Genomic DNA, 19,921 nt, shown 5'->3' with positions numbered 1-19,921 from the left:
CCGAATCCATCAGTCCGCCGTCCCGCGCCCTCGCTCCCGCTCGAGCGTCGTCACGAAGACCCCCGCGATCACGACGACGCCGCCGACGACTGTGATCGCGTCGGGGACCTCCGCGAGCAAGACGAGCGCGAGCAGTGTCGCACCGACGGGCTCGCCGAGCCAGGCGACGCTGACGACGACCGACTCGAGGTGCTCGAGGACCCAGTTGCTCACCGTGTGGCCGAAGACGCCGGGCCCGACAGCCAGCCCGAGAAAGAGCAGCCACTCGCGAGCGGGGTAGCCGACGTACGAGTGGCCCTGCACGCCGACGAGAACGAACAGGGTCACCACGCAGGCACCGTAGACGACGGTCACGTAGGGGAAGAGCGAAACGCGCTGGCGGATCGAGCGGCCGGCGAGCACGTAGCCGGCGACGGTCACCGCTCCCAGCAGCGCGAGCGCGTTGCCGTACGTCGTCGCCCCGGAGAGGGCCCCACGCCCGCCGCCCCCCAGCGACATCGCGGCGGCCCCCGCGATCGCGACGACGATACCGAGCACCGTCTCGCGGGAGATCCGCTCGCCGAGAAGGAGGCCCGCACCGAGTGCCACGAAGATCGGCTGGCTCTGGACGAGCGTGACGCTCGCGGCGACGCTGGTGTGCTCGAGGCTCTCGAACCAGGCCGCGAAGTGGACGGCCAGCGCCACGCCGGCGACGATGGCACCCGCGAGATCGCGCCGCGACAGCCGAGCGAAGGCTGCGCGGTGGCGGGTACCGGCGAGGGGTGCAACCAGTACCGTCGTAAAGAGAACGCGGTAGAAGGCCGCGACCGAACTCGGGGCGGCGCTCCAGCGGACCAGAATCGCGCTGGTACTCGTCGCGAACACCGCGACGGCGAGCGCGACCGCCGGCGTGACCTCGAGATCGACGTTCACGTCGTGTCCACTCGTCTCCTGGCGCAAACGAGTACCGAAACGATCGAGTCGTTACTCGTCGGGAAGCTTTCTCCCGCGGTAGATCTCGGCGATCTCCAGGTCGACGTCCTCGAGGCCGACGATGATGTCCTCCTCGGGCGTCAGGTCCTCCGCCTCCCACTCCTCGAGGAAGGAGACGGCGTCCTCGCGCTCGGCGTAGGGACGCGGATCGATCCCCATCAGGTCGTCGGCGGCGTCCTCGTCCGTAATGAGCACGAAGTGCGCCGCGGTCGCGTCGATGAGATCCCTGGTTCCGTAATCGGTCGTCCAGGCAGCCGCGATCGGCGAGTCGGGCGTCGACGAGACGGTATACGCGAACAGACAGCCCGGTGAGTCGAAAACGGCCGCCAGCCCGTTTTCGTGGACCAGTTGACCCGTTCCGGAATGTTCTTTCGCTGGCATTCCACAGACCGCACAGCGCTCTCCGTCGTCGAAGCTGAACGGACCGCCGTCTTCGAACTCGATCTCCATCGTCGGTTCGTACACCTGCGCGCCGGAGTTATCGTTCTCGTCGTTCTCGTCACCTTTGGATCCGCTGTCGCCGAGACAGCCCCCGATGCCCGCGGCCATGCCAACCCCGAGCGCGCCCAGCAGCCGACGACGCTCGAGCCCGTCGCGTTCAGTCATACGCCGCTCTACTGGGCCGGCGATCAAAACCGGCGTGGTTCGGGCGTCGAATCCGATCGCGCCGTCGCTAGTGACTGCGAGCGCGGGCTCACTCGAGTTGCGCTTTCGCCAGTCGGTGGCGGGCCCGGAACATGGCCGCAAAGCCCGGCGTCGAGACCGACTCGGCCGCGTCGCCGAGGGGGCCGAACGGCAGTTCGTAGTCGACTCGATCCCGGACGACGGTCCGATCCCCGTCGGCGAAAAAGCTGTGCGTGTGCTCCCACCGATCGAACGGCCCGTGGACCATCTCGTCGCGGAAGTACGCCGATCCCTCGTCGCGCTCGCGATCCGTGATCACGGAGGTCCAGTACTGGCGCGGCCCTACCCCGAACGGCCGGATCGATAGTGCGACTTCCGAGCCGGGCTCGAGCACGTTCGGATTCGGTTCGCCGTCGGGGCCGATCACGCGCTCGACGCGCAGGCCCAGCCAGTCCGGCGTCACAGCCTCGAGACCGGAGACGCGGGAGTGAAAGGCCCAGACGTCGTCGAACGGTGAATTGACAGTCGTTTCGCGTTCGTACGTCGGCATCGCTCGTGCATCCTACGACGGCCAGCGGGAAAACGTCCGTCCCACGAACGGCGACGGCGGAGACGAGAGTCGAGCGACCTACTTCAATCGTTCCTGCAGGAACGACGGATGCGCTGCGGTGACGCCATCGATCTCGAGCAGTTCCTCCGAGATGGTCTCGCCCAGTGAGTCGCCGTCCTCGGCGCGCACTTCCGCCATCAGCATGTGATCGCCGCTGGAGCTGTACAGCGCCTCGACCTCCTCGAGATCCTTGATCGCCTGCGTCGCCTCGACGTAGCGCTCGCTCGCGACGTCGAGTCCGACCAGCGCGATCGTCTGGCTCGAGAGCTTCTTCGGGTCGATATCGGCCGAGTAGCCGATGATAACGCCGTCCTCCTCGAGCTGGTTGATATACTTCCGCACCGTCGGTTTCGAGACGTTCGCCCGGTCGGCGATCTCGGCGTAGGACGCCTGGGCGTCCTCCTCGAGGACCTCGAGGATACGATCTTCCGTCGCCTGAGTACTCATGACCGTATGTTTTGCTCCGACGGAAAAATATCTTTTGTATACGAAAACGACGAATATCCGAACAGAAGGCGATGAAGCAGCGGTTCCGGCGGCCGTCGGCTCGAGGCCCTAACCGCCGGACTTATTCGCCCGCTGGCCGCAGGTTCGCTATCGATATGGTCGATCCGAATCTCGTCAGCGGTGCCGTGTGGGTCCTCTGCGGACTCGCGATTCTCGGTCTCGGTTCGCTCATCGCGTTTCGCGGGCGAGTGGAACTGCACGCGAACTACGACGAGTCGGTCGACCCTGCGCACGTCGCCCGCTGGGCTGGCGGATCAGCTCTGCTTATGGGACTGCTCGTCGTCGCCTACGGCGTTCGCGAGATGCGGTACGGATTCCAGCCGCAACTGCTCGCCGGGCTGGTCGTCGCCCTGCTCGTTCTGAGCTACCTCTCGAAGCTGTTCGCCGGCGGCTTCGGTGCTGGCGAGTAGTCGACCGCCGGAACCTCGCTCCCACCGTTGACCGGACCGATGCGTTAAAGAGACGCGACAGGTGACGTAGTAAACATGTCCGTCGGCGATAGCGACTACCGGTCCGCGCTCCCCGTGCTGGCGCTGGTGCTGGTTCTCTTGACGGCTGGATGCGCCGCCCTCCCGAGTTCCGGTCCGACTCCGGAGGACCTCGAGCGCGAGGTCGCCGCGGCCGACCCGCCCGACGAGGTCTCCGCGACGGTCGACGTCCGCCGGACGATCGGCGGCGAAACGACCCGATACACCGAGGACGTCTGGCTCCGCGCAGACGGTCGGAGCCGCATCGAAACGAGCGCCGACGGTACCGAGACCGTCGTCGTCGACGACGGCGACGACCGCTGGCACTACGATCCCGCCGCCGACTGGTCGACTCGCCTCGAGACCGACCCGAACGCGACGTCGTACCTCGAGGGGATTTACGCACAGCACGAGCGGTACCTCGAGGCCTACGAAATCACGGGCGTCGAGGAGGCGACGGTCGACGGCCGGGACACCTATCGCGTCACGTTCGACCCGCCGACCAACGAGACGATCGAACGATCGATCAGCGTCCTGATCGAGGACACCGAGTACGTCCTGCCGCTGGGGACCAGTGAGGGAGAACCCGCCCGCCGCAGCGCTGATCGTATCGAGGTCTGGTACGATCGGGAGACGCTGTTCCCGGTCAAACACGCGATCTCGGGCGACGGCGTGACGCTGGAGCGAACCTATCGGAACCTCGAGACCGACGGCGGGATCGACGACGATCGCTTCGCGTTCGATCCGCAATCCGCGACGAGGAACGAGACGATCACGCTCCCGTCGATCGACTCCTACGAGACCGTCGACGCGGCCGAGAACGCCGTCCCGTTCGGGGTCGTCGAGCCGTCCGCGGACGCGCTGCCCGACGGGCTCGAACTCGAGTCGATCGACGCCTACGAGTTCCACGACGAGAACCGGACGCAGGTGTCACTCCAGTATCGGACATCGAACGACGAGACGGTATCGGTCACCACGAGCGACGGCCCGCGGCGGTTCGCAGTCGGTGGTGATGCGGTCGCGATCGGGCGCACGACGGGAACGATCGCTGAAACGAATCAGGGGACGGAGCTACAGTGGTCGTGTGGCGAGCGCTACCACTCGGTGTTCGCCAGTCACGCGTTCAACGACGGGACGGCGTTCCGGGTCGCACAGTCGCTCGAAACCAGCTGTTAGCCGACGGAACGTCCTGAAAAACGGGACTGCAACCGACAGTCGGTACCGAGACGGTCCCCGACTGTCGGGCTATGGGAGCGGACTGCAATTCGGTGTGCGCTCAGGTGTGACGCTCGAGCAGGTCGTAGCTGCGCTCCCACTCGGCGTCCTCGTCGAAGTACCGCTCGGCGAGCGGTTGATCCGGCAGTTCGCCGACGGCGGACTTCTCTTCCTGGTAGGACGGCCGGTCTTCGTCGACGTAGTAGCGGCCGGTCAGGACGGTCCCCTCGTTGAGGACGTCCTCGGTCTCGTGCATCATCTCGGCGGCCTCGCGTCGGTCGGTGATGTCGTGGTCGTAGTCGTCGGACTCCTGAATGTCGATGTAGGGGACGTACTGGCGAGCGTCCTTGTTCCAAGTCGGACACTGGGTCAGGAAGTCGACGTGGGCGAAGCCGTCGTGTTCGATGGCTTCTGCGATGATCTCCTTCGCCTGATTGGGGTTGACCGCGGCGGTGCGGGCGACGTAGCTCGCACCGGCGGTCAGCGACAGCGACAGCGGCCGCAGCGGCGTCTTCGCGCTTCCAGACGGCTGGGTCTTGGACTTGTGACCCTTCGGACTCGTCGGCGAGGTCTGGCCCTTCGTCAGGCCGAAGATCTCGTTATTGAACACGATGTAGGTCATGTCGTGGTTCTCTCGAGCCGTGTGGATGAAGTGGTTCCCGCCGATCCCGTAGCCGTCGCCGTCACCGCCCGCCGCGATGACCTCGAGGTCGGTGTTCGCCAGCTTCGCGGCTCGAGCCACGGGCAGCGAGCGGCCGTGGATCGTGTGGAAGCCGTAGGTATCCAGGTAGCTGTTCAGCTTGCCCGAACAGCCGATCCCGGTGACCGTCAGCACCTCTTCGGGCGTCTTGCCGACTTCCGGCAGCGCCTGTTTCAGCGACTTCAGGACGCCGAAGTCGCCACAGCCCGGACACCAGGTCGGCTGCGGTTCGACGCCGGGGGTGAACTCGTCCCGGTCGATCTCTCGTTCCTCTCCGATTGCGTTGAATGCACTCATGGTTAGTCACCTGCCGCAGGTTCGATTCGTACCTGTGCGGTCGGTTCGCGGTCCTCGTCGGCGAGGTTGACTTCGTAGCCCTCGACGACTTCGGCGGGCTCGAAGGGGTTGCCGTTGTACTTCAGCAGACTGGTCATCTTCTCGCCGAAGCGGCCCAGTTCCTTCTGGATCAGCCCGCGGAACTGCGCGGTGGCGTTCATCTCGACGACCATCGCCTCGTCGACACTCTCGAGGAACTCCGTGACCTCCTTTTTGGGGAATGGCATCATATCGGAGACGCTGATCCCCTTGACGGCGTGGCCGTTCTCGTTGAGCCGTTCGACGGCCTCGTGGACGGCACCGTGGGAGGAACCCCAGGTGATGATGCCGTACTCGGCGTTGTCGTCGCCGTAGTAGGTCTGATTCGACTCGTGTTCCTCGTTCAGTTCCTCGCGAATGTTCTCGAGCTTCTCGATGCGCCGCGTCATCTGTGCGACGCGGTTGTCGGGATCCTCGCTGATGTGGCCGACGGGCGAGTGCTCGTTGCCGGTCGCGAGGTAGCGACCGTCCTTCTGGCCGGGCAGCGACCGCGGGACGACGTTGTTCTCGGCGTCCTCGTAGTTGAAGCGCTTGAACTTGCCGCTCGCGTCGTGGGCGGCTTCGGCGAGTTCGTCTTCGGTCAGCGTCGAGCCCAGATCCGGCTGGGGCTCGCGGTCGAAGAACTCGACGTCGACGTTCTTGTTCTCGCCGGAGAGTTTCTGATCGTAGATGACGATCGCCGGGAGCTGGTAGTCCCAGGCGATCTCGAAGGCGAGTCTGGTCTGCTCGTAGGCCTCTTCGATGTTGCTCGGTGCGAAGACGACTCGCGAGGAGTCGCCCTGGCTCGTGTAGAGGACGAACTCGAGGTCGCCCTGCTCGGGTTTCGTCGGCATCCCGGTCGAGGGGCCGGCTCGCATCGACTCGACGAGGACGAGCGGCGTCTCGGTCATCTCCGCGAGACCGAGCGGTTCGCTCATCAGCGCGAAGCCACCGCCGGACGAACCGGACATGGCCTTCGCGCCCGCGTGGCTCGCACCGAGTGCGAGCGCCGCGGCGGCAATTTCGTCCTCGACCTGTTCGGAGACGCCGCCCATGTCGGGGAAGTTCTGGGCGAGGATGGTGAACACGTCCGTCCACGGCGTCATCGGGTAGCCGGCGATGAACCGACAGCCGGCGTCGATCGCGCCGTAGGCGATCGCGTTCGAGCCCGACAGCAGCGCCTGTTCGGTCTCGTGAGAGCCCTCGGGTGCGCGCAGGTCGTGCTCGAACTCGTACTCCTCGTTGACGGTGTCGTAGGCCTCGTGGAGGATTTCGAGGTTCGCCTCGAGAACGTCCCCACCCATGGCGTCCGACATCAGGTTCTCGATGTGCTCGAGATCCATGTCGAGCAGCGCCGCCGTGACGCCGACGCCGGCGGTGTTGCGCATGACCTCGCGGCCGTGCTCGCGTGCGAGCGACCGGAGGTCCATCGGGAAGACGTGCCAGTTGTTCTCCTCGGCGCGGGCCTCGAGATCGATCGCCTCGACGTCCTCCTCGCTGATGAGGCCCTCGTCGTAGACGATAATCCCGCCCTCACGGAGGTCGTCGAGGTTCTCCGAGAGGGGTTTGATCTCCTCGTTTCCGTAGTAGGCTTCCTCCTGCGGGTTGCGAGCGAACGAGTCGCCCAGCGAGAGCAGGAAGTTGTAGCCGTCGCCACGTGACTGTACCTCTCGGTCTGCGGCCCGGATCTCGACGTAGGTGTGGCCACCGCGAATCCGCGACGGATAGTGGCGGTGGGTGAATACGTCGAGCCCCGAGCGCATCAGCGCCTTGGCAAAGTTCTGGCTCGTCGAGTCGATTCCGTCTCCGGAACCGCCTGCGATTCGCCAGATAAGTTCGTCGCTGCTCATATGTGGATCAGTGGCCGGTGGGCCAACCGTACTCGGATTTCGCACTACCGAACCTAAAGACTTTGCTATAGATTACCAAGGAACTTTCGTGAAGAATGGACAGCCATTGATGAATATGTGTGATGGATCATTACTTTTATCAGATGAATCGGGCATTATTGTTCACATTCGTTCATGGGCCACGCCCCTCGTTCGAGTTATTGAACTATGATTCCGTTTTCAAGTGTTTCTCCGACTACAGATCGATCCCGTCGGGGGTGATCGGCTCGAGACCGGTTTCGTCGACGAACTCGGCGAGAAAGTCGGCCCGATCGGGTATTTCGCTGGGATGATGGGAGTCGGTGCCGAGAGTGACGGCCACGTCGCGTTCGCGAAGCGCCGCCAGAAACGGCCCGGAGGGGTGAACGATCTCGGCGTCAGTCAGCGCTCGTCCGGCATTGATCTCGGGGACCGTCCGCGAGTCCGCCAGCGCGTTCGCTACCCGTCGGTAGTGATCGATCGTCGCCCGACCCCGTAACGGGGGCGTTCGCTCGAGTAAGTCCACGTGGGCCGCGATGTCGAACAGCTCCGACTCGATGAGCGCGATCAGCGTCTCGAAGTAGCGGTCTACGACCGCGTCGCGTTCGGTCTCGCTCATCGCCGTGAAGTTGGACGCGATCTGCACGTTGTTCCTGTCGATATCGTGGACGCTCCCGATCGCGTAGTCGAAGCCCGCCTCCGAAAGGAACGCGTCGATGGCCGCCTCGTCGCGCGGATCGTAGTCCATCTCGACGGCGTCGTAGATCTCGAGTCCGAACTCCGTTCGCAGTCGGTCGATCCCCTGCCGCCGGCGCTCGTAGGTGAGATCGAGGTTGAACCCGTAGACGCTCCGCATCGACTCGTGTCGCTCGCGCGAGGCCACGTTACAGTGGTCGGCGAAGCCGACGCCCTCGAGCCCGGCCGACTCGGCGGCGCGGACCATCCCCTTGAGGAAGTCGCCGTCCGAGTAGTTCGAGTGGACGTGAAAATCCCGCATATGTCGTCGACCACGGAGGACGGGTTAGGTGTTACGCTCGCGGAACACGTTTCGAATCGGGAGGTTCACCCAGTATCGTTCGTTGATGGGTGACACTAAGAGAGGGCAAGTAGGTGTCGGACAACGGTTTCCGTGTCGTTATTTTTTGCCAGTTGAAAACGGGACCGTTGTTCACGGCAGAGACGAACTAAACGCCAGTAGATTAATCAGTTCGATATTTGACGTATACGTATGGATAACTCTCAAAAGAAGTGGGGCTCAGCTACTCTCCCCGAGTCGAGTATTGTCTTTACCGGTCTCTTGCTGACTATCTTTGGCATTATATTCCGTGATTCAATCGGTATCACTTCACTTCTCACCGCGTTAGGAATCGGGCTCTTCATCGGTGGATCAGTGTATATCGCCGTGGAAGGACCCGAACTGGTCCGACTCACGCTCGCTTTTGTGTCGCTCGTTGCGTTCCAGTTGGTCTTCTTTGGCGGCGTCGTTCGATGGATCGGCGGGATCATGATCGGGACCGTCATCGTTAGCACTTCGTACAGCCGATTATCGAAGTAGGCGATACGTGTGCGCTCTATACTAAACACGGCATTCTGACCGGAGTCACTGCAAAGAATGACGACGATTCGCGATGTGGGTTTGCGAACTGAACGTGGAAACTCCCTCAAAACCGAAGTAGGAGTGGACTATTTCAGTCAAATTTGTCGCTTGGGATCGTTCCTACTGTGACTGGTTTATCAGACAGTTGGTGTTAATTCATCGTTTGACTAGTCCCAATCCCTGTACCGTCGGAAGATTCCAGCCATAGCTGACCGCAGCTAATCGGGTTATCACGGTAACGGCCGCGCATATTCCGGCAGCGGTGCTCCCAGAGACGCCGATACCCTCCGCTACAAAGTATGCGCTCCCGCCCAGTACCGCACAACTCGCATAGAAATCCTCGAAGAGGATAAACGGGGATCGGTCCAGAAGGATATCGGCGAACGCGCCACCACCCACTGCGTTGATCGTTGCAATAGCGATAACACCGAACACTGACACACCTGCGTCGGTGGCGACGATCGCACCAGTCGTGGAAAAAGCGGCGAGTCCGATCGCATCCGCGACGAGCGTGATCGGATGAGTATCTGGCGCTGTGAGGACGACGCTCAGCGCGATCGCTAACCCGACTCCGAGCAGTCCCAGACTGATTTCGATCGGGGACTGCAGTGCTAACGGAACCCGTGCCACGAGGATATCGCGCGTCGCTCCGCCGGCGAACGCCATCGCCAACCCAACGATAGTAATCCCGAGCAAGTCGAATTCCTCACGGATCGCCTTCGATGACCCGACGAAGGCGAAGGCGATCAAACCGATCGTGTTCATCACCGCAAATGGATCGCCAAACAATACTGTGAGGAGGTTCTGCCCCATTGCCCGGCCCTAGGTGAACAAGTCCCTTGAGTGCTCCGAGACTGCTTTTCTCTCCGGATCCACCTTCGATCCGTTCGCATGGTTCGCGGGACCGCTGGCCCCGCGTTATTCGCTTTCGAGGCACACCACGGCATGGCGGTCGACCAATGCGGTGTGAGATATCTCTCATCGATACCGACGGGAGTCGATTCCGGAGAACGAAACCGCGAGACGACTCGCGGACTGGCGAGTTACTCGTTGCGCGGGCTGCTCGGGTGGTAGTCCGTGTCGTACTCCCCGGGCTGGTCGTCAACGCGGTCGGGGTTGAGCCGACCCGACAGGAGCATGAAGTCGACCAGCGTGAGCGCGAGCATCGCCTCGACCACGGGAACGCCGCGGGGCGGCAGGACCGGATCGTGGCGGCCGATGACTTTCTCCTCTTTGAGTTCGCCGGTCTCCCAGTCGGCGGTCTGCTGTGACTTCGGGATCGAGGTGGGCGCGTGTAGCGTGACCTCGCCATAGATTGGCTCGCCGGAGCTGATTCCGCCCTGGATACCGCCGTGGTCGTTCTCGACGGGGGTTGGGTCGCCGTCCTCGTCGAACGCCCAGTCGTCGTTTCGCTCTTTGCCCGTCCACTCGGCGGCGTCGGTACCGAGGCCGAACTCGAACGCGGTCGTCGCCGGGATCGCCATCATGGCCTGTCCGAGCCGCGCGGAGAGTGAGTCGAACCGCGGCGCGCCCAGCCCGACGGGAACGCCCTGCGCCTCGAAATAGATGCTGCCGCCGATGGAATCGCCCTCCTCCTGATACTCGGCGATCAGCTCCTGCATCTGCTCGGCGGTCTCGGGATGGGCACAGCGGACGTCGTTTTCTTCCGAGTGCTCCGTGATCTCCTCGAAGCTCACCTCGGGGGCCTCGATGTCGCCGATCTGGTTGACGTGGGCCTTGAGCTCGATTCCCTTCTGAGCGAGCAGTTTCTTCGCGACCGCGCCAGCGGCGACCCAGTTGACAGTCTCGCGGGCCGAGGAGCGACCGCCGCCGCCCCAGTTGCGCGTCCCGAACTTCGCCGAGTAGGTGAAGTCGCCGTGAGAGGGTCGGGGCGCGGTGATGAAGGGTTCGTACTTGCCCGAGCGGGCGTCCTTGTTCTGGATGATCAGCCCGATCGGCGTCCCCGTCGTGTAGCCGTCCTGGATCCCCGATTTGATCGAGACGGCGTCGGGTTCGCCGCGGCTGGTCGTGATCATCGACTGACCGGGCTTGCGCCGGTCGAGATCCTCCTGAATGTCCTCCGCGGAGAGCTCGAGGCCGGCCGGACATCCCGAAATGGTACACCCCATCGCCTCTCCGTGACTCTCGCCGAACGTGGTCACCTGAAAGAGGCGACCGAAGCGGTTGCCGTTCATTATCACGACTTCGGTGACGGGGCCACTTAGCGGTGCAGGATTCGTCCAAGCTCCCCGAGACTGGAGGCTATCGAACGCTCGAGCAGCTCCGGCGGCGACGATCCGCTCAGTACGTACAGCTATTTCAGTCCAGCTCGCGTACGTCCATCGAATGGGCGACGAGAAGTTCGAACCCGATCCGGGCGCCCTCAAGGCAGCGGCCGGTGAACTCCCCATCGACGATGTCTTTCGTCTGCTCGCGGATCGTCACGCCCGCTACGCACTCGTGTATCTTCACGACAACCCGTCGCCACCGATCGACGAACTAGCCGACGTACTCGCCGGTAAGGACGCCAGCGTCGAGGGGACGATCACGACACCGATCGACCACAATCGGATCCGGATTCGGCTGTATCATTCGGTACTCCCCCGGATCGAGGCAGTGGGGTTCATCTCGTTCGACGCCGAAACGAACGCCGTCACTGACACCGACATTCCGACCGCAGTCACCGACGCGCTTGGGGTAACCGATTCGTCGCCATGAACTCGCTTGACGCCTTCCTCGAGCGGACCGAACGCCGGCGGAAAACGCTCGAGGTCTACACCGACGACGACGCAGTCGTCGAAGCGCTCCGCCGCCAGTTCGAGACGCGGAACGTCGACGTGACCCACCGATCGCTCGGATCGCTCGACGATCCGGGGTTCGTGATCGTTCGGAGCGGCGACGGCGAGTTCCGCGGCGCGCTGGGGATCGACCAGTTTCGGGCGATTCTCTCGCCGCGGACCCATCCGCCGTGGGCGCTCGCCGACGACGACAACGACCGATCCAAGCTGTTCGATTTCCTCGAGAACACGCTGTTCACCTCCTACGATCGCCGGCAGATGTTGGCCACGGCCCGCGAGATCGAAGAGCGGGCGTGGCGCGTCGGCTCCGGTCGGCTGTACACGGGGTTCCAGCGAGCCACGGCCCTCTCCGAACAGGTCGGGGTTTACGAACGGCTGGGAAGCCATGACTCGCTCACAGTGGCCGTGTTCCTCGACGACGCGTGGAACGAGCCGGCACCCGACGGCGTCCCCGTCGTGTCCGAACCGGGCAGCGAGCTCGGCGACTACTGGTTCGTGGCGTTCGACGGCGGCGACAACGAGATGGAAACCTGTGCGTTGCTCGCCGAGGAACGCCGAGACGGTGAGTACTACGGCTTCTGGACGTACGATCCGGCGACGGTCGACGAGTTCGTCACGTATCTCGAGACCACGTACGACGCTCCGTAGGGAACACTTCCCGAAGCGGACAACGGATTCATCCGGCCGTTCGGCCCGTTCGGCCCGTTCGGTCCGTTCGGCTCGGTTTCGAGGATCCCTCATCTGTATAATCCAAATAACCTACAGCAAACCATGATACTAGTTGTCCAAATATATTTATATAGTATCTCGTCGTATTCAGAAGTAGGAAGGTTTCTTCCGATATCATGACTGCATCCACCATCTCCCCGGAGACGCACAACACGTTCAAAAGCACCATCAGCGGCTACACGGTCGGCGGCCGTGCGCACAGCCTCTCGGCCTGGTTCGTTCTCTCGCTTCGACTCATGATGGGCTGGGCGTTCGCCTACTCCGGATTCACGAAAATTGTCGCGGCCGAACCGTTCAGTTCCGGCAGCTACCTGACGCACGTCGCATCGACTAACGGGAACCCGCTTGCGGGTCTCTTCGCCTGGATGGGGTCGACGTCGTGGGTCGTCGAATTCGCGAACGTCGCGGTCCCGTGGGGCGAACTCCTCATCGGCCTCGGTCTGCTCGTCGGTGCAGTCGTTCGCCTCGCGGCGTTCTTCGGCGCGCTCATGATGCTCATGTTCTACTTTGGGAACTGGGACATGGCCCACGGCTTCATCAACGGCGACTTCGCGTACATGCTCGTCTTCCTCGCCGTCGCCGCCTTCGGTGCCGGCCGGATCCTCGGTCTCGACGCCCGACTCGAGAACTACGACGTCGGCGGCCAGACGCTCCTCGAGCGCTATCCTCGCCTCGAGTACATCCTTGGGTGAACGGTTTCTCTCTTTTTACCAACCGTCCCGTCGCTCGAGGTTGACGCGTAGGTCCGCGAGCGCGAACGCTTTGCTACTGAGACGTAGAACGCTGTCAACTCCGCCACGATTTCCTCGTTTCGTCGCGTGAGATAGCACAAAATTTATTAGACCATTTGACAGTCATTCAACATGGTCCGACGCCGCCAGATTCTGCTCGCGACAGCTGCCGCCGGAGCGGCCGGTACTGCGGGCTGCGTGAGCGACGATCCCTCCGACGAACGCGCCGACAACAATGACGAGGACACCCCGCCAGATCTGAAGCCCACGGGTGACGGCGGCTATCGAGTCGACATAACCGCCCGTAGCGACCGATCAGCGTCGATCGACGACGTCAGTCATCGACCGTCGTGGATCGATCCCATCCGAGAGATATCCTACGCCGGCGACCCCGAGGTCGTCTGGGGGTACGACAGTCTCGAGGCCGACGACTCATCTTCCGAGATTGCCGTCGATCCGGTCATCGACACGACCGACGACGCGGAGCACGTCTTTTTGGCCCCGGTCTACGACGCCGACGCCGGGAACTGGAACATCCACGCGTACGTCGACGAGGCGTACTACGAGGCCAGGGACACCCACCGGTTCTGGATCGGACGTCCTCTGGCGGAACTACGCGAAGACCCGGTTCGCGGCTACGAGGCAGCGTTCACCGAGCACCACGACGGCGTCTACCGCGCGACCGTCGAGTACGACGAGACGCCGGAAGACACCGATCCGAACCTGTTGAGCCAGGTGTGGCTCACGAACTGGCCGGTGGACAGGACGGCGGAACCATCGGAACCGATGCTCGGTGCCGCCGTTGCCGTCACTCGAGTCGGTCCGCCGCCGACGAACCCGGACTACGACGAGGTAGACGAGGACGACCCGGCCCCGATGGTCGACCTCTCGTTCGAGTACGATCCCGACGCGAAGACGGTGACGATCGTCCACGAGGGCGGTCCCGCGTTCCGAGGCGAGCACGTCCAGGTCGGGTTCGAGGGCGGCCTCACCGAGGAGCAGTTCTCCGGCGAGGTGACCGCCGGCGACTCGCTCACCGTCGGGGTTCCCAGCGCCAACCCCGGCGAGTACCTCGCAGTCACGTGGAGAGGGCCGGAACAGGAGCACACCATCGTCCTCGACCGATTCCAGATCCCGGAGTAATCCGTCGCAGCCGTCAATCGGTGCGCTCGAGCCCCACGCCCAACTCCTCGAGCATCCCGAAGAAGCCGGGGAACGAGACGTCGACGTGGTCGGCACCCTCGACGGTGGTCTGGCCGTCGGCGACCAGTCCCGCGAGCGCGAGCGCCATGATAATTCGGTGGTCGTCGCATCCCGAGACGGTCGCCCCCGAGAGGCTCGACTCGCCGCCGTGGACCGTCAGCGAGTCCCGTTCCTCGGTCGTTTCGACGCCCAGTTTGCCCAGCTCCTCGGCCATCGCGCTCACGCGGTCGGTCTCCTTGTACCGGACGTGCTCGGCGTTCGTGATGTGCGTGTCGCCGTCCGCGACCGCGCCCAGCGTCGCGATCGTCGGAAGCAGATCGGGCGTGTCCTCGACGTCGACCTCGATCCCGGAGAGCGGGGCCTTCGCAACGTCGATCGTACCCGCGTCGCGGTCCCACTCCACGTCGGCACCCATGCGCTCGACGATGTCAACGATGGCGCTGTCACCCTGTGCGCTCGGCTGGGCACCCTCGATGCGGACGCCCTCGTCCTCGCTGCCAGCGATCGCACCCGCCGCGAGCGGATACGAGATCGACGAGAAGTCGCCGGGCACAGCGTAGTCGCCACCCGCGGGCCGGTAGGACTGACGGCCGTCGACTGCGAACCCGGTCTCCGTTTTCCGGGCTTCGACGCCGAAGTCCGCGAGCACTTCGAGCGTGATATCGACGTACGGCGCGGACTTGAGTTCCGTCTCGAGGTCGATCGCGATCCCCTCGTCGGTGACCGCACCGGCCAGCAGCAAGGCGGTGATATACTGCGAGGAGACGTCGCCCGGAATCGATAGCTCGCCGCCAGCGAGCGGGCCGGTGACGACCAGCGGGGCCTGCCCGTTCCCGCGGGTGCTGTCGGCCTCGGCTCCGAGATCCGACAGCGCCTCGAGCAGCGGCCCCTGGGGACGTGAGCGCAGGGACTCGTCGCCGGTCAGCACCGAGGTGCCGTCCGCGAGGGCGGCCGCGGCGGTGACGAGGCGCATCGTCGTCCCGCTATTCGCGCAGTCGATGACGTCCGCCGGGACGGCGGGTCGGCCGTCGAAGCCATCGATCTCGAGGGTTCCGTCCTCGCGTCGGTCGACATCGCCGCCGAAGAGTTCGACCGCGCGGGCAGTCGCCTGCGTGTCCGCGCTCCAGAGCGCGTCGCGGACGGTCGCCCCGTCGGCGTAGCCCGCCGCGAGGATCGCCCGGTGCGTGTAGCTCTTCGAGGGCGGTGCCCGTGCCGTCCCCCCGACGCTCGAGGGCGTGATAGTGACGTTCATGGTCGCTCTGTGGGGTGGCCCCGCCTTACCGATACCGATCCCATTAGTCCCGTCTCGAGGTGATCGATTCGGGCAGTCCGGATGCGGGGACAGTGCGACCGATCTACAGTGCGACCAATCGGTAGACGGATGAATGGAACGGTATGTTCTGGAGGAATTGGGTGAAACGAAGCGTCCTGCTATCGTGGCAACAGGGAGTAGCCACACCCTCCCCAGCCGATTCACTCGATCGCTCCGCTCTCTCGCTCATCCCTCGCGCAGCGTCATCGGCCGCCCTCTCTGGCGTTCGGTCGGCCGCCAGCGCGCGCCACAGCATGCCGGATGATCGGGTGGAGTGAAACGTAGCTTCCCGGTACTGATCATCGGAGTGTCCCTGACTGAACGACAGTCGAAGGGAGTCTCCAACGTGTCACGAACAGCCGATCGACGCCGTGATCTCGAGCAGCGGCGTATCGTCAGTGAGACTCGAGACCTCGTAGCTCAGGTCGTCGCACGTCCAGAAAATGCTTTGAATTCGCCCGTCGCGACGGTAGGCTGTGTTGCCGTCGACCTCGATCTCCTCGACATCCGGCGACGTCGAGCTGAACCGCTGGAACTCTCGGACGGCCACGTAGAGTTCGCGTGCGACCACGTTCGGATCGTTGTACCACAGCATCGCGGTGGTCCCACCGTACTCGTCTTCTCGATCGATGATGGTGATCCGGTCGAGCGCGTACGCGTCCGGCACGTCCGGCTCCGGAAGCTCGTACGGGAGATGCGCTTCGGCGGCTCTTCGGCGCTCGAAGACACCCTCGGGTTCGCGACCGTCGGGAACGACGGTCACTCCTTTCGGCGGGTCGTACGTGAACGTCTCCGGTGCGACCCCCTCATCGATCGAGAGGTCCTCGTAGGTCACGGTCAGCTCGTGACGCGTCTCGCCGTCCTCGTTCATCGTGTTCCGTTCCTTGATTGGATACCGATACTCGTCGTCGATCCACACGGTTCGGGAGACGTCCAGTTTCTCGAGATCTCGGATGATGTTCACCGGCATGACGTACGTCGTGTCTCCGACGACGAGTTCGACCTTCGGCCCGATATCGTCGACCGGCGGTTTCGTCTCGACGACGTGTGCCTCGCGTCCGTCGACAGTCTCGGTTCCCTCGTAGCCGAGACGGTACTCGAGGAGGTTCTCGAGAACGAGGCGCGTCTGGTCGGTGTCGACCTTGTTCGGATGATACTGTTTGTCCACCACCTCCGTTGACGGGTTGTACGCCCACGTCGTCGCCCGATTCGTCACGGTAACCGAACCGACCGGCACATCCGAATCGGTCGACTCGAGCACCTCGATCCGCTGTTCGGCCGGCGGTCGTCGAGCGATGCGTTCGACCCGTTCGACGGTCTCCTCCGGGGCACCGGCCGTCACGGTTCGCTTGGCCTCGAGGGAACGCATGTGGCGGCGCGTCTCGATTGCGTCCCGGACGAGATCCGTACCCGTCGGCGCCCCGTCGCCGGAGTCGCCGAGACAGCCGGCGAGTGCGACCGCGGCACCCGTTGCGAGGAGCCGACGACGGTTCATACGCGGGAATTACCATCACTAGTGATAAGTTTGTGGGTTCGAACCGGTCCCCGACCCCGACGGCCGGGATCCCCGGGATTATGTACGGTGCTATCACACATCCGTCTATGAACCTCGACGTCGATCTCTCCCCGCTTCGCGAATTTCTCGAGGCCGAAGAGTTAGACGGCTATCTGATCGATGACGACGCCTCGGACTCCGACCAGCGGTACGTCTCCGGATTCACCGCTCCCGACCCTTACCAGACGCTCGTGACCAGAGAGGGGGTCCACCTGCTCGTCTCCGGCCTCGAGTACGGTCGCGCGAGCGCGGAAGCGAACGTCGACTCCGTCACTCGTCGAGCCGCGTACGATTACCAGCAACTCGTCGCCGAATACGGCCGGTACGAGGGGAAGATCCGCATGCTGGCGGCGTTTCTCGAGGATCACGACGTCGACTCGATCGCAGTCCCCCGAAACTTTCCGACGGGAACCGCGGACGGGCTCCGCGAGCACGATTTTGCGGTAACAGTCGAACGGGAGGGGACCGTGACGGAGATCCGTGCGACGAAGACCGAGTGGGAGGTCGACCAGATCCGGGCGAGTCAGCGGGCGAACGAGGCCGCGATGGCGAGAGCTGAGGAGCTGATCGCCACCGCAGACGTCGAGGATGGCGTTCTCGTCCACGACGGCGACGTGCTTACCAGCGAGCGCGTGACGGAAGAGATCGAGGTTACCCTGCTCCGCCACGGCTGTGCGCTCGACGAGACCATCGTCGCCAGCGGGGCCGACGGTGCGGACCCTCACGACCGCGGGAGCGGGCCGCTCGAGCCCGACGAACTGATCGTGATCGACATCTTTCCGCGGGACAAGGAGACGGGCTACTTCGCCGATATGACCCGGACGTTCGCTCGCGGCGACCCAGGCGAGGAAGCCCGGCGGCGCTACGAGGTCACGCGGGAGGCCTACGAGGCCGCTCTCGAAACCGTCGAAGCCGGCGTGACCGGTGCCGACGTTCACGGCGCGGCCTGCGACGTGATCGAGGACGCGGGCTACGAGACGCTGCGGAGCGATCCGAACACTGAGACGGGATTCATTCACAGCACCGGCCACGGCGTCGGACTCGACATCCACGAGGAGCCCAGCGTCTCTCCGTCCGGCGGCGAGCTCGAGGCCGGCCACGTCATCTCGATCGAACCCGGTATCTACGATCCCGCGGTCGGCGGCGTCCGAATCGAGGATCTGATCGCCGTCACCGAGGACGGCTACGAGAACCTGACTGAGTATCGGATCGGGCTCGAGCCGACGGCCGGTGATCGATAGTAGATCGTAGCACGATTCCGTTTTTCACGGCTACTCGTGGAAATCGGGGAAGAATGCTACTACGTTTCCTTCGAACCGGCCAACCGACGCGGTGGCGCGCGCTGGGCCGCGGTGAATGCCAATGAACCGCGGCACGAAATCGTGCGAGGTCTTCGCGAACATCGTGAGCGAACGGCTCGGAAGACGCATACGCGTCTTCCGGTGGATGAGCGAGGGAAGAATGACCGAGCGAATCGGCTGGGGAGGGTGTGGCTCTCCTAGGTACCACGATAGCAGGGCGCTTCGTTCCCCGATCACGTCAGAAAGCACTGTTCCGTTCACACGAACGAATCCGTCTACCAATTACTGTGAAACTCAGCGATAGCCGTCGCCGTCCCCACCGCGAGCGTCGTCGATTCGCCCGAACTGCTCGTCGCTGAGTTCGAATTCGACCGCGCCGACGTTCTCCTCGAGTTGGTCGGACGTCCGCGCGCCGACGATCGGCACGCAGGTAAAGCGGTCCTGTTCCATCAGCCAGCGCAGCGAGACCTGTGCCGGCGTGGCATCGACCTGATCGGCGACGGATTCGACGGCCTCGAGCACTTCCCAGGCGGTTTCGCTGGTGTAGCGGTCCTCGAAGAGGTCGGTGAGACTCCCGCGGGAGCCGTCCGGTGCGACGACGGTGCCGTCCTCGGTCCGCTCATATTTCCCGGTGAGGAAGCCGCCGGCCAGCGGCGAGTACGGACAGACAGCGATGTCCTGATCCGCACAAACGTCGAGGTAGTCTCCGACATCGTCCGTATCGGCCGCGTTGAACATCGGCTGGGTGACGTCGAAGCGCTCGAGGCCTTCTACGTCGCTTTCCCACAGCGCTTTCGTGAGCTTCCAGGCGGCCATGCTCGACGCACCGAGATAGTGGACTTTTCCCTCGCGGACGAGTTCGGTGAGCGTCTGCATGGTCTCCCGAATCGGCGTGTTCTCGTCCCAGCGGTGGATGTAGTAGAGGTCGAGGTAGTCGGTACCCAGTCGCTCGAGGGTGCCCTCGATCTGTGCGCGGATGTGCTTGCGACCGAGTCCGGAGTCGTTCGGACCGGGCTCGCCGCGACCGTCGAACGGGAAGTAGACCTTCGAGGCGATGACGATGTCCTCGCGGTGAATATCCCGGTCCTCAAGCCACTCGCCGATCCACTCCTCGCTGGTGCCGTTCGGATCGCCGTAGACGTTCGCGGTATCGATGAAGTTGATTCCGTTATCCCAGGCGGTATCGAGCAGTTCGTGGGCCTCCTTGCGGTCGGTTTCGACGGTACCGTCGCTCTCCTTTCCGAAGCGCCAGGTGCCGAAGCAGAGTCTCGAGACTGTCGTGCCCGTATCGCCGAGCGTGGTGTACTCCATGGGCGACGGTTCCGGTGCGAACGGCAAAACGGATGGGGAACCGGCGAACCGCGACGGTTCAGTCCGC

The 19,921-nt window shown here is 63.9% G+C and carries 20 protein-coding genes; 7 read left to right on the top strand and 13 right to left on the bottom strand.

Annotation, left to right across the window (positions count from 1 at the left end; translation table 11 throughout):
* Positions 1-9 precede the first annotated feature (9 nt).
* From HYG81_RS35310 to lrpA1, 4 genes are all read right to left on the bottom strand, one after another.
* Complete coding sequence (locus HYG81_RS35310) at positions 10-912, bottom strand: DMT family transporter (RefSeq protein ID WP_180840837.1); 903 nt, start codon at positions 910-912, stop codon at positions 10-12.
* A gap of 51 nt (positions 913-963) precedes the next feature.
* On the bottom strand, positions 964-1,578 hold the full coding sequence (locus tag HYG81_RS35305; RefSeq protein WP_180840836.1) for a nitrous oxide reductase accessory protein NosL: 615 nt from the start codon (positions 1,576-1,578) through the stop codon (positions 964-966).
* 88 nt (positions 1,579-1,666) lie between these two features.
* Positions 1,667-2,146 (bottom strand): SRPBCC family protein, encoded by a 480-nt coding sequence (locus HYG81_RS35300; protein WP_180840835.1) that lies wholly within the window; start codon positions 2,144-2,146, stop codon positions 1,667-1,669.
* A 78-nt stretch (positions 2,147-2,224) separates the two neighbouring features.
* Entirely contained in the window at positions 2,225-2,653 is a 429-nt protein-coding gene (gene lrpA1 / locus HYG81_RS35295) for an HTH-type transcriptional regulator LrpA1 (protein WP_180840834.1), read from the bottom strand.
* Between the two features lie 155 nt (positions 2,654-2,808).
* On the opposite strand from lrpA1, the gene HYG81_RS35290 reads away from it, so the two are divergent.
* A complete protein-coding gene (locus HYG81_RS35290; protein WP_180840833.1) occupies positions 2,809-3,123 on the top strand; it encodes a hypothetical protein in 315 nt (104 codons plus the stop codon).
* Positions 3,124-3,198: 75 nt separating this feature from the next.
* Positions 3,199-4,356 (top strand): LolA family protein, encoded by a 1,158-nt coding sequence (locus tag HYG81_RS35285; RefSeq protein WP_180840832.1) that lies wholly within the window; start codon positions 3,199-3,201, stop codon positions 4,354-4,356.
* A gap of 100 nt (positions 4,357-4,456) precedes the next feature.
* Here the strand turns inward: HYG81_RS35285 and HYG81_RS35280 are convergent, their stop codons facing one another.
* The 6 genes from HYG81_RS35280 to aroC all read right to left on the bottom strand — a co-directional run bounded on the left by HYG81_RS35280 (position 4,457) and on the right by aroC (position 11,109).
* Positions 4,457-5,392, bottom strand: a complete 936-nt coding sequence (locus HYG81_RS35280; RefSeq protein WP_180840831.1) for a thiamine pyrophosphate-dependent enzyme — start codon at positions 5,390-5,392, stop codon at positions 4,457-4,459.
* A 2-nt stretch (positions 5,393-5,394) separates the two neighbouring features.
* Positions 5,395-7,299 carry a 2-oxoacid:acceptor oxidoreductase subunit alpha gene (locus HYG81_RS35275; protein WP_180840830.1) on the bottom strand — a complete coding sequence of 635 codons (1,905 nt, stop codon included), beginning with the start codon at positions 7,297-7,299 and terminating at the stop codon, positions 5,395-5,397.
* 235 nt (positions 7,300-7,534) lie between these two features.
* A complete protein-coding gene (locus HYG81_RS35270; RefSeq protein ID WP_180840829.1) occupies positions 7,535-8,314 on the bottom strand; it encodes a PHP domain-containing protein in 780 nt (259 codons plus the stop codon).
* A 242-nt stretch (positions 8,315-8,556) separates the two neighbouring features.
* Positions 8,557-8,838, bottom strand: coding sequence for a hypothetical protein (locus tag HYG81_RS35265; RefSeq protein ID WP_226777501.1), 282 nt, complete (start codon positions 8,836-8,838; stop codon positions 8,557-8,559).
* A gap of 232 nt (positions 8,839-9,070) precedes the next feature.
* On the bottom strand, positions 9,071-9,727 hold the full coding sequence (locus tag HYG81_RS35260) for a trimeric intracellular cation channel family protein (RefSeq protein ID WP_180840827.1): 657 nt from the start codon (positions 9,725-9,727) through the stop codon (positions 9,071-9,073).
* 230 nt (positions 9,728-9,957) lie between these two features.
* A complete protein-coding gene (aroC, locus tag HYG81_RS35255) occupies positions 9,958-11,109 on the bottom strand; it encodes a chorismate synthase (protein WP_180840826.1) in 1,152 nt (383 codons plus the stop codon).
* 151 nt (positions 11,110-11,260) lie between these two features.
* Between aroC and HYG81_RS35250 the strand changes: the two genes are divergently transcribed.
* The 4 genes from HYG81_RS35250 (at position 11,261) to HYG81_RS35235 (ending at position 14,315) form a co-directional block, all read left to right on the top strand.
* Positions 11,261-11,632 (top strand): DUF7344 domain-containing protein, encoded by a 372-nt coding sequence (locus HYG81_RS35250; RefSeq protein WP_180840825.1) that lies wholly within the window; start codon positions 11,261-11,263, stop codon positions 11,630-11,632.
* Entirely contained in the window at positions 11,629-12,360 is a 732-nt protein-coding gene (locus HYG81_RS35245; RefSeq protein ID WP_180840824.1) for a DICT sensory domain-containing protein, read from the top strand. Before HYG81_RS35250 ends, HYG81_RS35245 begins: the two co-directional genes overlap by 4 nt.
* 197 nt (positions 12,361-12,557) lie before the next feature.
* Entirely contained in the window at positions 12,558-13,133 is a 576-nt protein-coding gene (locus HYG81_RS35240; protein ID WP_180840823.1) for a DoxX family protein, read from the top strand.
* A 171-nt stretch (positions 13,134-13,304) separates the two neighbouring features.
* Positions 13,305-14,315, top strand: coding sequence for a hypothetical protein (locus HYG81_RS35235; protein WP_180840822.1), 1,011 nt, complete (start codon positions 13,305-13,307; stop codon positions 14,313-14,315).
* Between the two features lie 13 nt (positions 14,316-14,328).
* Here HYG81_RS35235 and aroA read toward each other — a convergent pair whose 3' ends face one another.
* Both aroA and HYG81_RS35225 read right to left on the bottom strand, forming a co-directional pair.
* Entirely contained in the window at positions 14,329-15,627 is a 1,299-nt protein-coding gene (gene aroA, locus HYG81_RS35230) for a 3-phosphoshikimate 1-carboxyvinyltransferase (protein ID WP_180840821.1), read from the bottom strand.
* Positions 15,628-16,036: 409 nt separating this feature from the next.
* Positions 16,037-17,182: a LolA family protein gene (locus HYG81_RS35225; protein WP_180840820.1), complete on the bottom strand. Its 1,146-nt coding sequence runs from the start codon at positions 17,180-17,182 to the stop codon at positions 16,037-16,039.
* Positions 17,183-17,289: 107 nt separating this feature from the next.
* Between HYG81_RS35225 and HYG81_RS35220 the strand changes: the two genes are divergently transcribed.
* Entirely contained in the window at positions 17,290-18,483 is a 1,194-nt protein-coding gene (locus HYG81_RS35220) for a M24 family metallopeptidase (RefSeq protein WP_180840819.1), read from the top strand.
* Positions 18,484-18,837: 354 nt separating this feature from the next.
* Here HYG81_RS35220 and HYG81_RS35215 read toward each other — a convergent pair whose 3' ends face one another.
* On the bottom strand, positions 18,838-19,854 hold the full coding sequence (locus HYG81_RS35215; RefSeq protein WP_180840818.1) for an aldo/keto reductase: 1,017 nt from the start codon (positions 19,852-19,854) through the stop codon (positions 18,838-18,840).
* Between the last annotated feature and the right edge of the window lie 67 nt (positions 19,855-19,921).

Origin of the sequence: Natrinema zhouii (assembly GCF_013456555.2) — an archaeon.
Classification (GTDB): Archaea; Halobacteriota; Halobacteria; order Halobacteriales; family Natrialbaceae; genus Natrinema; species Natrinema zhouii.
The sequence above is the reverse complement of the archived record's forward strand: the minus strand, read 5'-3'. Positions and strand labels throughout refer to the sequence as shown.

Bases quoted from the DNA above. Each gene is read 5' to 3' on its own strand.
- aroC (WP_180840826.1), bottom strand. From the start codon at position 11,109: ATGAACGGCAACCGCTTCGGTCGCCTCTTTCAGGTGACCACGTTCGGC.
- HYG81_RS35240 (WP_180840823.1), top strand. From the start codon at position 12,558: ATGACTGCATCCACCATCTCCCCGGAGACGCACAACACGTTCAAAAGC.
- HYG81_RS35260 (WP_180840827.1), bottom strand. From the start codon at position 9,727: ATGGGGCAGAACCTCCTCACAGTATTGTTTGGCGATCCATTTGCGGTG.
- HYG81_RS35280 (WP_180840831.1), bottom strand. From the start codon at position 5,392: ATGAGTGCATTCAACGCAATCGGAGAGGAACGAGAGATCGACCGGGAC.
- HYG81_RS35245 (WP_180840824.1), top strand. From the start codon at position 11,629: ATGAACTCGCTTGACGCCTTCCTCGAGCGGACCGAACGCCGGCGGAAA.
- HYG81_RS35290 (WP_180840833.1), top strand. From the start codon at position 2,809: ATGGTCGATCCGAATCTCGTCAGCGGTGCCGTGTGGGTCCTCTGCGGA.
- HYG81_RS35225 (WP_180840820.1), bottom strand. From the start codon at position 17,182: ATGAACCGTCGTCGGCTCCTCGCAACGGGTGCCGCGGTCGCACTCGCC.
- HYG81_RS35285 (WP_180840832.1), top strand. From the start codon at position 3,199: ATGTCCGTCGGCGATAGCGACTACCGGTCCGCGCTCCCCGTGCTGGCG.
- HYG81_RS35300 (WP_180840835.1), bottom strand. From the start codon at position 2,146: ATGCCGACGTACGAACGCGAAACGACTGTCAATTCACCGTTCGACGAC.
- HYG81_RS35220 (WP_180840819.1), top strand. From the start codon at position 17,290: ATGAACCTCGACGTCGATCTCTCCCCGCTTCGCGAATTTCTCGAGGCC.
- HYG81_RS35265 (WP_226777501.1), bottom strand. From the start codon at position 8,838: ATGACGGTCCCGATCATGATCCCGCCGATCCATCGAACGACGCCGCCA.
- lrpA1 (WP_180840834.1), bottom strand. From the start codon at position 2,653: ATGAGTACTCAGGCGACGGAAGATCGTATCCTCGAGGTCCTCGAGGAG.
- HYG81_RS35215 (WP_180840818.1), bottom strand. From the start codon at position 19,854: ATGGAGTACACCACGCTCGGCGATACGGGCACGACAGTCTCGAGACTC.
- aroA (WP_180840821.1), bottom strand. From the start codon at position 15,627: ATGAACGTCACTATCACGCCCTCGAGCGTCGGGGGGACGGCACGGGCA.
- HYG81_RS35275 (WP_180840830.1), bottom strand. From the start codon at position 7,299: ATGAGCAGCGACGAACTTATCTGGCGAATCGCAGGCGGTTCCGGAGAC.
- HYG81_RS35305 (WP_180840836.1), bottom strand. From the start codon at position 1,578: ATGACTGAACGCGACGGGCTCGAGCGTCGTCGGCTGCTGGGCGCGCTC.
- HYG81_RS35270 (WP_180840829.1), bottom strand. From the start codon at position 8,314: ATGCGGGATTTTCACGTCCACTCGAACTACTCGGACGGCGACTTCCTC.
- HYG81_RS35235 (WP_180840822.1), top strand. From the start codon at position 13,305: ATGGTCCGACGCCGCCAGATTCTGCTCGCGACAGCTGCCGCCGGAGCG.
- HYG81_RS35250 (WP_180840825.1), top strand. From the start codon at position 11,261: ATGGGCGACGAGAAGTTCGAACCCGATCCGGGCGCCCTCAAGGCAGCG.